The sequence below is a fragment of the Gluconobacter kondonii genome (genome assembly GCF_002723995.1).
Classification (GTDB): domain Bacteria; phylum Pseudomonadota; class Alphaproteobacteria; order Acetobacterales; family Acetobacteraceae; genus Gluconobacter; species Gluconobacter kondonii.
In genome coordinates, this window is sequence record NZ_BEWP01000002.1 from 104,533 (window position 1) to 117,319 (window position 12,787).

Below are 12,787 nucleotides of genomic sequence, written 5' to 3' on the forward strand. Positions count from 1 at the left end.
CATATCGCTGGGACATCGGGCTTCGTTGCGGAGATGCCGACAGAAACAGGGATATTGGGAAAAGTATGAGTATCCTGCGCCGTGATCTGGTCAAGCTTGGGGCCGGACTGACCCTTCTGGGAACAGCCTCCCGTATGGCCCATGCCCAGTCCACTGCTCCTCTGGCCACAGCTCCTCTGACTGGCACCAAGCCTGCTGCTCCCCCTGCACCGCAGGCGACGCCGTTTGACAATGGTACGGTTCGGCTTCTGGCGCAGCGCCTGTCGAAGACAGCCTATTCCCCACCGTCCCAGACGCTGCCCAGTGCCATTGCGAACATGGATTTCGACCAGTTCCGCAGCATTGCCTTCAATCCGGACAAGGCCCTGTGGCACGGCCAGAATCTGGCGTTCGACGTGGAGTTCTTTCCGCGCGGCTTCCTCTACAAGCCGCGGATCGGCATGAACGAAGTCACGGGCGGACAGTCCACCCCCATTCCCTACGACCCCGACGCCTTCACCTATGCCAACCCCGTTCTGCGCGTCACAGACGATCTCGGCTACGCCGGCCTGCGTCTGCGCTACGCCATCAACACGGCAGGCATGATGGAAGAATGCGCGGTCTTCCTCGGCGCATCCTATTTCCGGGCCGTGGCCAAGGGTCAGAATTACGGTCTGTCGGCCCGCGCTTTCGCAAACGGCACCGGCAACCCCAAAGGCGAGGAATTCGCGCTGTTCCGCGAGTTCTGGATCGAAAAACCGGAACCGGGCGTGGAGTCCATCGTCATTCACGCGCTGCTCGACAGCCCGTCCCTGACCGGTGCGTTCCGCTTCACCATCCGTCCCGGCGATACGACCGTCTTTGACGTCCAGTCTTCGCTGTTCCCACGTCAGGACATTACGGAATCCGGCATCGCCCCTTTGACGGGCATGTTCTATTTCGACGCGAACGCCCGCAATCACGTCGATGACTGGCGCCCTGCCGCGCATGACAGCGAGGCTCTCCAGATCTGGACGGGCGCTGGACAGCAGCTCTATCGCCCCCTCACCAACCCGACCGACCTCCAGTTCTCGGCCTTCGCAGACAGCAGCCCGCATGGTTTCGGTCTGATGCAGCGCAAGCGCTCGTTCCATGATTATGAGGATCTGGCGCTCAACTATCAGAAGCGCCCGTCTCTCTGGATCGAACCGATCGGCAACTGGGGCGACGGCGCCGTCGATCTGGTGGAGATCCCGACCCCCAACGAGGTGAACGACAACATCGTCTCGTTCTGGCGCCCCAAACAGCCCATGAAGGGCGGTCAGGAATACAGTTATATCTACAGAATGTACTGGGGCTGGGACACGCCGTGGCCGACCCAGATGGCGCGCGTTGCCGCAACGCGGATCGGAAGCGTAACCGACCATCCCGAAGCACGCTTCTTCGCGATCGATTTCACGGGCGCGCCTTTCCAAAACGTGCCACCGGGTACGAATTTCCATCTGATCACACAGGCCAGTCCTGGCACGATCCGCAATGTCGTCGTGGAACCGAACCCGGAAATCCAGGGCTGGCGCGCGACCTTCGAATTCGTGCCGGGCGATGCGAAGAGCTGCGAACTTCAGGCCCAGCTCGCCAATGATCAGGGTCCGGTTTCAGAAAAATGGATGTATCGTTGGACGCCGTGACCGAATTGTCTTCTCACGCCACTCCGGAAGCCGCCCCCTTCCTGCCGCCCGAAGCGCCGCTGGCAATGAAGCCGCAGAACCTTCAGCAGCCGCCGGACCGTCATGGCCGCTCCTTCGATCCGCTGCCGACGACGCCTTCGTTCCTCTGGGCACGCCGTCTGTTCGTCTTCGGTGGCGCGATGCTGCTGACGGGCTATGGCATTTACAGGATCAATCAGGTTTTCAACTCACTGGGCGTCTCGGCGCTCGGCGTCATCATCCTAATCCTGTTCGCCATTCTCGCCTTCTGGATCGCCCTGTCCTTCATGTCCTGCCTCGGCGGTTTCGTGTCGCTGATCCGGCGTGGCGGCCTCGGGCTTGGCATTCACCGCACAGGCCCGCTGCCAGAACTGAAAAACCGCACCGCCGTCCTGATGCCGACCTATAACGAGGATCCGACGCGGGTTCTCGCGGGTCTGCGCGCCATTCATGACAGCATTCTGGCGACGGGACAGATCGACGCCTTCGATTTCTTCATCCTGTCCGACACGACCAATCCGGACGTCTGGGTGCAGGAAGAGCGCGCCTTCCTTGAGTTCCGTAAAGCCACGAACGGCGAAAAGCGCGTCTTCTATCGCCGCCGTCACAAGAATACGGATCGCAAAGCGGGCAATCTGGGCGACTGGGTGACGCGGTTCGGCGCCTCCTACCAGCAGATGCTCACCCTCGATGCAGATAGCGTGATGGATGGCAGCCTGATCGTCCGGATCACGGCGGCCATGGAACAGCATGAGGGCGTGGGGCTGATCCAGACGCTCCCCGTCATCGTCGGTGGCCGCACACTTTTTGCCCGGATGCAGCAGTTCGCAGGCCGCGTTTACGGGCCGCTGATCGCGCATGGCATTGCCTGGTGGCACGGTTCGGAAGGCAATTACTGGGGCCATAACGCCGTCATCCGCACGCAAGCCTTCGCCGAACAGGCCGGACTGCCGCATCTGAAGGGCCGCCCGCCGTTCGGAGGGCACATTCTGAGCCATGACTTCGTGGAAGCTGCCCTCATGCGCCGTGGCGGCTGGGCCATCCACATGGTGCCGGGACTGTTCGGCTCCTATGAAGAAAGCCCGCCATCGCTGACGGACGTCGCCATCCGCGACCGCCGCTGGTGTCAGGGCAATCTGCAGCACAGCAAGATCCTCGGCACAAAGGGCATGCATTGGGTCAGCCGCGTTCATATGCTGACGGGCATCGGCTCCTACATCATGTCCCCGCTCTGGTTGCTGTTCCTGCTCTTCGGCATCCTGATTTCACTCCAGTCGCATTTCTATCATCCCGAATATTTCGGCTCGACCCCGACGCTCTATCCGCACTGGCCGCGTGTTGATCCGGTGCAGGCCAAGCTCGTCTTCATTGGGACGATGGGCATTCTGCTCGCACCGAAGGCTCTGGCGTTCATTGCCATGCTGTTCGATCGCGCGGCCCTGAAGGGTTCTGGCGGTGTTTTCCGGCTCGCGGTCTCTATCGTGCTCGAAACCCTGATCGGCGGCCTGATTGCGCCGATTGCCATGCTGATCCAGACATCCGGCGTCATTTCGATCCTTCTGGGCCGGGATTCCGGATGGAACGCGCAGAACCGTGACGATGGCCGGGTTTCGCTGAAGGACGTGGCGCACGGCTACTGGATCTACACCATGTTTGGCCTGCTTCTGGCCGTTGCGGCATGGTCCGTCTCGCAGGCGCTGTTCCTGTGGATGACGCCGGTGCTGCTCGGGCTGGTGCTTGCCATCCCGCTGGCCGCGCTGACCGCAAGCCGGGACGTCGGTCTGGGCCTGCGTCGCGCAGGGCTTCTGCTGATCGAGGAGGAAACCGCCCCTCCGCCGATCCTCCAGCTTGCCGCCGCAAATGACGCCGCGCGTGAACGCGCTGCCCATGCCCCCGATGCGCCGCCGGAAGAAGCCTTTGCCGCACTTCGCGAAAACGCGGCACTTCTCAACGCCCACGAAGGCGCGCTTCCTCCGGCCCGCAGCCCCGGCAGCCCGATCGACCCGCATCTTCTTGTCGGCCTGCTTAAGCTACGGGAAGCTCCTTCTCTCCAGATCGCGCTGGAGCGCCTCTCCCGTCAGGAAAAGGCCGCTGTTCTGGGCAGTGCCGAAGGTCTGGCTCTCATGGAAAAGCTCGCGGCCTGAAGAACTACAGGACGTCACGACACAAAAAACGCCCCGGCCATCATAGCCGGGGCGTTTTTCATTGCAGACCTGTAGGCCGGAGCAATTACTTGAAAGACTGGGCCTTCTTGACAAGGTCGTTGCACGTCGTGACGCGCTTGTCCTTGGAGAGGGTGCCGATATCGAAGACGTTTCCATCCGACATCTGAAGCAGCCCCTTGCCGCCCAGCGAATAGAACTCGTCACTATGGACGTCCGGGCGCTTGGCGATCTTGCGAGCCGCCACGGTCGGAGCCGTTCCGAGCACCAGCTTGTGATGCGTACAGTAATAGGTCAGACCAGCGATATTGCCCGCCTGTGCGCCCTCGATAGAGGGAAGGCCATCAGCACCCAGAACGCCCGGTGACGCAGCGCTCAGGACATTCTTCCCACCTGCGACCGCCTGAACATGAACGCCAGGCAGTCGGGCCTGTGTTCCGGCGGGAATGGTCATCACAGGGCTGCTCTGCGGAACCGGCGGTACGGTCTGGGCGACGGCAGCACCGGAAATGCTCAGGCCAGCAGCGGCAAGAACAGCAAAATACTTGCTTGAAATCATGATACTCTTCTTTCCACATCGCAGGATGTTCTGTTTGCACCCCAAAAGGAGAAACAGAATTCATCCGGTCTGGAGCGTCCTGAAGAATGCTCCGTTGACCTGAATAACACTTGAGAGCCGTTGCAGTTTCTTGAGGAAGCCTCTTTTCCAGTCAAAGTCCGATTGAATGCCGGGCGTTTCTGCGTCACAGTTTGGTCATGTCACAGCGCCCCGATGCCCCCTCCGCCACACCCGTTCCTCCCGTCGGCCGTCGTGAGCCGCTGAGCACCACGCAGCTTGCTCGGACCCGCACGGATTCCTATGCTTGGATGAAAGACGAGAACTGGCAACAGGTCCTGCGGGACCCGTCTGTTCTGCGCGAAGACATCGCCACGCATCTGAAGGCGGAAAACGCCTATGCGGAGGCCGTTCTGGCCGGGATGGAGCCGCTGCGCGAGACGCTGCTTCAGGAAATGATCGGCCGTATTCCGCCTGCGGAATCCTCGGTTCCGGTTCCCGACGGCCCATGGGAATATTCCGTACGTTTCGAAGACGGTGCCCAGCATCCGCTGCGGGTCCGTTACCCACGCGGTGGTGGAGCGGAACAGGTTCTGCTCGATGCCGATGCACTGGCCAAACAGCATGACTATTACGCGCTCTCGCAGACGGACCACTCGCCCGATCACCGCTACTTCGTCTATGCGGAAGACATTCAGGGCTCCGAGGTCTACCGTATTCAGGTCGCGGATCTGGAAACAGAAACGCTCTGCGCCGAACCCGTGTCCAGCACGACGGGCAGCTTCGCCATTTCACCGGACAGCCAGTGGCTGTTCTGGATCTACCGCGACGATAATGGCCGCCCCTCAAAGATCTATCGCCGTCCACTGACGGGGGGCGAGGATGTTCTGGTCTTCGACGAAACCGATCCGGGGTTCTTCCTGAGCATCGGCGTCAGCGCGTCGCGCAAATGGATCGTCATCGAACGCGGCGACCACGATACGAACGAAACGCTGCTCATCCCGGCTTCCGATCCGACGGCCTTGCCTGTCGTGGCGGCACCCTTGGTACGGGGCGAGCGCTATTCCCTGACGCACTGGAATGACCGCTTCATCATCCTGACCAATGCCGGTAGCGCCGTGGACTTCCAGTTCATGCAAACACCCGATACGGCCACTGGACGCGAGAACTGGACGCCGTTCGTCCCCTACCGCGAGGGCCACTACCTGTTGGGCGCCAGTGCCTCGCGCGGGCATCTCGCCTGGGCCGAACGGCGGGACGGGAACATCCATATTCTCGTGGTGCCCGAAGGCACGCAGGGCGATGTCCGGGCGCAGGCGAAGGCCATCGGGATGGACGAAGCGGCCTATGACCTGACGATGCTGGGCACGCTGGAATATGATGCCCCGATCCTGCGCTACATCTATCAGTCCCCCACCAATCCGGCACACTGGTACGATTACGACATGGCCAGCGGCGCGCGCACCCTCCGCAAAATCCGCGAGGTTCCGTCCGGCCATGATGCCTCCCGCTACGAGACGCGGCGCCTGTTCGCAACATCGCCAGACGGCGCGCAGGTTCCCATCACGGTCCTGATGCGCAAAGGTCAGGTTCTGGACGGCTCGGCACCCCTGCTTCTGTATGGCTACGGCTCCTACGGCATCGCTATGGACGCGGATTTTTCCACAACCGTGTTCAGCTTAGTGGACCGGGGCTGGATTCACGCCATCGCCCATGTTCGCGGCGGCTCCGAAAAGGGCTGGAACTGGTTTCTGGACGGCCGCGGGACGAAGAAGCCCAACACCTTCATCGACTTCATCGCCTGCGCCCGGCATCTCGTGTCGGAAGGCTATGGTTCGGCAGGACGCATCGTCGCGCAGGGCGGTTCGGCCGGTGGTCTGCTGATGGGCGCAATCACGAACATGGCGCCCGAACTGTTCGCAGGCATTGCCGCGCAGGTGCCGTTTGTGGACATGCTCAACACGATGTCCGACGTCTCCCTGCCACTCACGCCGCCGGAATGGCCGGAATGGGGCAATCCGCTGGAAGACCCCGCCGCGTATGACCTGATCGCCAGCTACTCGCCCTATGACAACATCACCGCCAAAACCTATCCACCAGTTCTGGCAATGGGTGGCCTGTCCGACCCGCGCGTGACGTACTGGGAGCCCGCCAAGTGGATTGCAAAACTGCGAGAAGTCACCTCCGGCGGCCCGTTCCTGTGCCGCATCAACATGGAAGCCGGGCATGGCGGCTCGTCAGGCCGTTTCAAACGTCTGGAAGAAGTCGCCCTTGTTCAGGCCTTCGCCATCTGGGCGATAGGTCGACTTAGTGAGTGACAGTTATTAAAGAAATTACAAAGGTCTTTTTAGGTCCGCTCTTAGAGAACGGACCTAAAATAATATATTTATTATAATATACTATGAAATAATCAAAATATCTTCGGAAAAATTCAAATGTATTCTTTATTTTCTCTTAAAAATCTATATTTAATATATCATCACTTAAAAATGGTAACACTCTAGAAAGATAAGATCTATTCGTACGAAAATATTTCTCGCTCCCTCTAGGTGAGGCGGAAAAATCCATTACACTTATGCCAAGAAATTCATCGCTAACAGAGATACTTACATACTCGTCGGCCTCCGTAAATTGATATCCATTTTTTCTCAATACATAGCAATCATGTAACTGACGTATACTTATTTCTTTTGTTTTTTTCCAGAAATTTTCTGGTTTTATATTGTATTTATTTATTATTTCAGTTTCAGAATTTTTAATATTTTCAGATGCTTTTTTCTTGATTTTTTCAAGAAATCCCTCAGGCAGCTTTCCGTCCTGTCGAAGATGATTACAATCATGCACTTGGGAAAATGCAACACGTATTTTCTTTCCAAGCGTTGATGGATCAATAGGATGATCGCCATATTGATAAGGAACATCAGGGTCAGTTATACCAACTCCACCGAGCCATGACCGAATAAAAAAACACTTAACTCCAAAGTATATAGTAAGATGTCTATTCTTGGTGAATCCCCTATAATTATGAAATTTATTCAATTCATCGCTGTTATTAGGTCTTTTTACGAAAGTAAAGTTTTTTAACCATTTTCTCCACTTTTCCTCTCTCCATTCCCCGGTTTTTAATTTATATGCAATTATAGCTTCTTCTGAGTCCTGATAATATCCATCAGTTCTTTTTAGAACCAGTGCTGGACGCCGCGCCAAAAAAGATCCGTAAAAAGATCTTCTGAGATGTGGGTTACTACAGTTTCTGATGACTTCTTCTGATGGGCGAATGATGTCACCGACTAATATATTGGTGCACATTTTAATATCCTTGAATTATTCGTTTCCATCGTAGATGTCAGTCAAAGCGATTCAGAAAAATCTACCGTAGTCACGAGCAAGGCAACGATTGAAAGAGAAACTAGAATAAAAATTCCTAATTTCCGCCTTTTTATAAAAGAGATCAGAACGCCGAAGCTTATTGAAAATAAGCTTCACCAGAAACTTTTATTCCAAAATTCTTACCGGTGCCCGAACAGATGCCGGATGTCGTCGCCGAAATGCTGGAAGGCGGCGTGGGTAGAGCGGTGACGGCGGTTGCCTTCTTCTGACACCACGGTCACGGTCGCCGTCATGCCAGCCGCCAGCGTCAGGTCATCCGGGATCTTGTCGATCTTCACGCGCACCGGAATACGCTGCGCCAGACGCACCCAGGTATAGACCGGGTCCACTTCCGGCAGGCCCTGCTTGTTCACCTGCGCATTGTTGCTGGCGATACCGCGCGTGATGCTTTCGACATGCCCGAACAGCGGGTCATGATAGCCCATCAGATCCATGCGAACGAGATCGCCCACGTCGAGATCATGGACCTTGGTTTCCTCGAAATAGCCATCCACCCAGTAAGAGCTGGTGTCGATGATGTGGATGTTGACCACACCGGCGGTGGCGAAATCGCCGGGTCGCATGATGAGGTTGGTCACGATGCCGTCGATGGAACTGCGGACCTGCGTTCGCTCAAGGTTGATTTCAGCCTGATGCTCGGCGGCTTCGGCTGCGGCGTACTGGGCCTGCATCTGCTGCGAAAGCGCTTCGTACTGCCGTTTTTCCTCGACTGAAACGGCAGTGCCGGGAATGGCCTTGCGCCATTGGGACTGCACGAGGCGGAATTCCAGATCGGCTTTGCGCTCGGCCACATGGGCCTTGGCCGTCTCCAGCGCCACTTTAAAATCGAACGGGTCGATGACGTAGAGCACCTCCCCCTTGTGAACGAACTGGTTGTCCTTCACCAGAACCTCGATGATCTGTCCCGAAACGCGCGGCGCGATATTGGCGACCTGCGCACGCACCTGTCCGTTCCGCGTCCAGGGCGAGGCGGTGTAGTAATCCCACAGAATGACGACCACGAGCGCCGCCACTGCAAGGATGCAGAGCGTGATGGTCAGGCGGATCAGGCGATGGGCACTGGAAAGCACGGGACGGTCACCTTGGGTTCGGTTCGAAACAGGAAAGGGTCAGAGGATCAGGGTGTAAAGGCCAATCAGGCAGATCAGGATACCGAACTGGGCCAGAGGCGGATCCCAGACGAAACGCCACAGATCGAACCAGGCCAGAATCCAGCGCAGAACGGCCAGTGTCAGCAGGGCCAGCGCCAGATTGATGACGAAGGCCGACACCAGCACGCCATCGAGATCAACGACCTGTCTCGTCACCATCGCTTGCGTCCTATTCCATAGTGATGCACGGCCGAGCGGTTCTGACGCACCATTGTCCGCACCGATTCCAGACCGCCGATACAGTTGATGATCATGGACTGCTCCTCGCGGATACCGTCTGAAAGGCGCTCATAAAACATGGCCTGAAGCTCGGGAATTTCAGCTTCCAGAAGACCGAGCCTGTCATGCGCCAGCAAACGCCGCACATGACGAACCATGGGTTTGAGGCCGGGAAGATGCCCCGCCTGATCCAGATAATTCCGGACGCGGGCAATGGTGCTGGAAAAATCCTCCAGCGCGACGAAACGGTTGAAAACCCGACGGGAACGCAGCCCCGGATCGTGCAGCCGCTCCGTCCACATCAGAAACTGGCTGAGACGCTCGTATTTCCGGCTCAGCAGCGGCGGCCCCATGCGCTCGCCGTGCCCGGCAAGTTGCAGTTCCAGATCATGGGCGATGGAGACCGCTAGCCGGAACCGGTGCCGTCGCGCGGTCGGAGGCCAGAGCAGCACCAGCAGCACGAAGGACAGCACGGCGGCCATCGCATAGAACGTGTTGCGCGTGATGAACGCCAGCGGATCGTAGTTGTGATGGTTGCCAAGCGCGATGAACACCAGAAAGAACACACCATAATTGAAGCCGATGGCGCTGGTTTTCGGGTTCATCAGCAGCAGGCAGGAAATCACGGTCTGCGGCAGCAAAACGAGCGCAAGGCTCAACATGCTGCCCACATGCGGCAGGATCATGAAGTCCAGCCAGGCCGCCACGAGAATACCAGCCGGCATTCCGATAATGGCGCCCTTGCCGAACTGCGCCGTGTCAATGGCAGTGGACGCCAGTGTCAGGACCAGTGCCGTCTGGGACAGGGACGTCACCGAGGCCGGGATACTGGAGCCCAGACACAGCGCCGCTGCAACGCTAAAGCCCAGCAAGACGCGCATGGCGTTGATAAAGGCCGTCACATAATCCGGGTTACTCGCAAGGTGCGCCAGTTTGAGCGCATCGCCCGCCGGGGTGGCGCGCAGAAGCGTGTTCATGCCTGTGCGGATATGCAGACGGTTGCTGAGAAGCGTCGAACAGCGTTCCAGAAACCATGCCTCCCGCGCCGAGGGTACGAAATCTGGATCTTCCGCGCGGATTCCATCCAGAATCGTGTCCATCGTCTCAAGACGGGTCGTACCATCCTCGGACCGCTCGTGCCAGGCCCGGACGTGGCGGATCAGCAGGTCGGAAATGCCGCCAGTCTCCAGCAACCACGCAATTGCACGGCTCGTGGTCAGAACCGTCAACATGCCAATAATGCCCAGCCGCGCGCCCGCCATCCGCAGACGCCCGCGCTCGACTTCCGTTCTCGCGTATGAAATCTGGGTCATGAGCGCGAGGATTTCGCCGCTCAGTCCGATCATTTCCTCCGGCGTGGCAATCGGATCGCCCATAATCGCGGCCTTGCCGGTCTGCCGCACGCGATGCGACAGCGTCTCCATCGCCTTGGAGAGCCTGCGCCACGCTTCGGGAGAGCCGGACAGAATGTTCACGACCGCGATGGACGCAACGCCAATGGCAATATCGGACGCGCGCGCGATACTGACGGAATAGATGTCCTGTGGATGGTCCATCGTGGGAATGGCCACCAGCGCAACAGTATAGCCCGCCAGCAGAGCGCCATAAGAGCGGAAATCGCGCTCCAGCGACCCCACAAACGCGCAGGCCGCAATCCACAGGGCCGCACCGCCGAGAAAAAGGGCGCGCTCCTGATTGAACATCGCCACCAGAATGATGGAAACACTGACGCCGAGCACGGTCCCAGCCAGACGGTAAAACGCCTTGGACAGCGCCTGTCCCCGCAAAGGCTGCGCGAGGATCATGACCGTCACGCCCGCACTGGCGGGCGTATCAAGCTGTGACCAGAAGGCCGTTCCAAGCGCCAGCACAAGTGCAGACCATGTTCTGAGACTGAACTGGACCCATCCTGGGCGGAAGACTGACTGTAGTGCGGCGGTCAAGAGCGATGCCCCCCGCCCGACACAGACTTCATCAGAAACAGTCCCACGGCCCTCATTACCAGAATCAGACTTCTGACCTTAGGAGCAGCGGGCCGGAAAAGTTAGTCCTCGAATCTTCTGGACATATTTTGACAGACGGCGTTTTCCCATCTGGTCTGTCTGGAAGAATTACTCTTCTTCGTTCGGCAGAGCGTTGCAGGCCGCTGTCAGCTTAGGGTCGGGATGCGCAGCCGCCTTGCGGCAGTAGGTCCGCGCATCGGCACCACACATATTCGTGACATCCTCCATTTCAGAGGACAGAACGTCGCGCGCAACGCCGATATCCTGATTGTGCTCCGGGTCGATGCCCTCTTCCTTGCCCAGAGCCGTCTGGGCCTGATGCATTTCCTTGAGCGCATTGATGCAGGAGTCGCCCGCGGCATCCGGATTGGTCTGGAGCACCCGGAGGATCTTGTTGATGGCGAAACCCTGCTGGTTGATCGTCGGATCGTCGTCGTTGGTCTTGGCTTCTCCGTCATCCGCTCTTGCGGCCACGGGCGCGGCAAGAGCGACGGCGAGAGGAAGAAGAGCCAGCAGCAGGGCGGGGCGGGAATGGCGCTTGATCATGAAACTGACGTTAGGAGAAAACGCGGGCTGGACAAAGACCCTGAACGACGCTGTTGCAGGTTGTTGCAAATCAGCAGCATCAAGGAATTCCGCCACACAGATGGCTTGTTAGCTTGACTCTGCAAGGCGGGATGGGTAATCGGGGCCATTCTTTCGCGGGCGTTTTGGCCCGCTGTCCGGTCCGCAAGGGCCTTACCCGTCGAGAGCCTGCAACCATGAAGATCCGCAACAGCCTGAAGTCCGCCAAGGTCCGCGACAAGGACTGCCGCGTTGTCCGCCGCCGCGGCCGCGTTTACATCATCAACAAGAAGAACCCGCGCATGAAGGCTCGCCAGGGCTGAACCCCTTGGTCTGCCGGATGACGGACGGGCGGCGCTGGCTGATGGCTGGCGCCGTTCTGCTTTGTAGCCCGGCCCTGACTTTTCTGCCAGTTCAGGCCGCACCCGCCGCAAATCCTGCTGCGCCCGGCCCCGCAGTCTCTCCGACTGCCAAACCGCCCGCCTCCGCGCCCCGCTCCCCGCGCAAAACGCTCCATGACCGCCTCATGGATGCGGAAAAAGCGCTCGCCATGGCCGGGAACGAAAAACAGGCTGGCGAGATTTCCGAACGTGCCGAAGGCCTCCGCAGCCGCGCCCTGACCGGCAGCGTGCAGATGCTCATTACCGATTCGCACGATGCGCTGGAAAAACATGATTTCCAGCAGGCTCAGGACGATCTGACCGCTGCCATCACCATCCAGCCCGACCAGCCCATTCTCTACCGTCAGCGCGCAGCGATCCGACTGGCAGCGGGCGACAATAACGGCGCGATCACCGATCTGGGCGTCGTTCTTCAGGCCGACCCCGGCGATCCCACGGCATGGGGGATGCTCGCGGAAGCCGAACATGACCGACACCAACCCGAAGCCGCCCTTCAGGCTTTCCACCAGATGCTGCTTCTGAACCCGAAATCACCCGATTCCGACACGCAGCTCAAAACACTGGAAAAGGCCCGCGACGGCCAGCAGGACTGACGCTTCCGGGCAGCATCTTCCATGTGCGGCGCTGGCAACCCCTTGTAATGTTGTGTGTTGATCCCCTGATTCCATTTTTCAGGA

11 protein-coding genes are annotated in these 12,787 nt (G+C 58.7%); 5 read left to right on the forward strand and 6 right to left on the reverse strand.

What is annotated here, in order from left to right:
- The first annotated feature begins 65 nt into the window (after positions 1-65).
- Positions 66-1,646 carry a glucan biosynthesis protein gene (locus GKO01_RS02940; protein ID WP_099285680.1) on the forward strand — a complete coding sequence of 527 codons (1,581 nt, stop codon included), beginning with the start codon at positions 66-68 and terminating at the stop codon, positions 1,644-1,646.
- A complete protein-coding gene (mdoH, locus tag GKO01_RS02945; RefSeq protein WP_099285681.1) occupies positions 1,622-3,808 on the forward strand; it encodes a glucans biosynthesis glucosyltransferase MdoH in 2,187 nt (728 codons plus the stop codon). Before GKO01_RS02940 ends, mdoH begins: the two co-directional genes overlap by 25 nt.
- 85 nt (positions 3,809-3,893) lie before the next feature.
- On the opposite strand, the gene GKO01_RS02950 is transcribed toward mdoH, so the two are convergent.
- A complete protein-coding gene (locus GKO01_RS02950; protein ID WP_099285682.1) occupies positions 3,894-4,385 on the reverse strand; it encodes a DUF2501 domain-containing protein in 492 nt (163 codons plus the stop codon).
- A 197-nt stretch (positions 4,386-4,582) separates the two neighbouring features.
- On the opposite strand from GKO01_RS02950, the gene GKO01_RS02955 reads away from it, so the two are divergent.
- Complete coding sequence (locus GKO01_RS02955; RefSeq protein WP_099285683.1) at positions 4,583-6,700, forward strand: S9 family peptidase; 2,118 nt, start codon at positions 4,583-4,585, stop codon at positions 6,698-6,700.
- 136 nt (positions 6,701-6,836) lie between these two features.
- Here GKO01_RS02955 and GKO01_RS15745 read toward each other — a convergent pair whose 3' ends face one another.
- The 5 genes from GKO01_RS15745 to GKO01_RS02980 all read right to left on the reverse strand — a co-directional run bounded on the left by GKO01_RS15745 (position 6,837) and on the right by GKO01_RS02980 (position 11,691).
- On the reverse strand, positions 6,837-7,691 hold the full coding sequence (locus GKO01_RS15745; protein WP_145994731.1) for a hypothetical protein: 855 nt from the start codon (positions 7,689-7,691) through the stop codon (positions 6,837-6,839).
- Between the two features lie 200 nt (positions 7,692-7,891).
- Positions 7,892-8,842, reverse strand: a complete 951-nt coding sequence (locus GKO01_RS02965; RefSeq protein ID WP_099285685.1) for an efflux RND transporter periplasmic adaptor subunit — start codon at positions 8,840-8,842, stop codon at positions 7,892-7,894.
- A gap of 39 nt (positions 8,843-8,881) precedes the next feature.
- A complete protein-coding gene (locus GKO01_RS02970; protein WP_099285686.1) occupies positions 8,882-9,082 on the reverse strand; it encodes a DUF1656 domain-containing protein in 201 nt (66 codons plus the stop codon).
- Positions 9,076-11,085, reverse strand: a complete 2,010-nt coding sequence (locus GKO01_RS02975; protein ID WP_099285687.1) for an FUSC family protein — start codon at positions 11,083-11,085, stop codon at positions 9,076-9,078. Before GKO01_RS02975 ends, GKO01_RS02970 begins: the two co-directional genes overlap by 7 nt.
- Before the next feature lie 168 nt (positions 11,086-11,253).
- The gene (locus tag GKO01_RS02980) at positions 11,254-11,691 is read right to left on the reverse strand and encodes a hypothetical protein (protein WP_099285688.1); all 438 of its coding nucleotides are present in this window, start codon (positions 11,689-11,691) and stop codon (positions 11,254-11,256) included.
- Positions 11,692-11,906: 215 nt separating this feature from the next.
- On the opposite strand from GKO01_RS02980, the gene ykgO reads away from it, so the two are divergent.
- Positions 11,907-12,032: a type B 50S ribosomal protein L36 gene (gene ykgO, locus GKO01_RS02985; RefSeq protein WP_007281615.1), complete on the forward strand. Its 126-nt coding sequence runs from the start codon at positions 11,907-11,909 to the stop codon at positions 12,030-12,032.
- Positions 12,033-12,073: 41 nt separating this feature from the next.
- Positions 12,074-12,703, forward strand: a complete 630-nt coding sequence (locus GKO01_RS02990) for a tetratricopeptide repeat protein (RefSeq protein ID WP_174694215.1) — start codon at positions 12,074-12,076, stop codon at positions 12,701-12,703.
- Positions 12,704-12,787 lie beyond the last annotated feature (84 nt).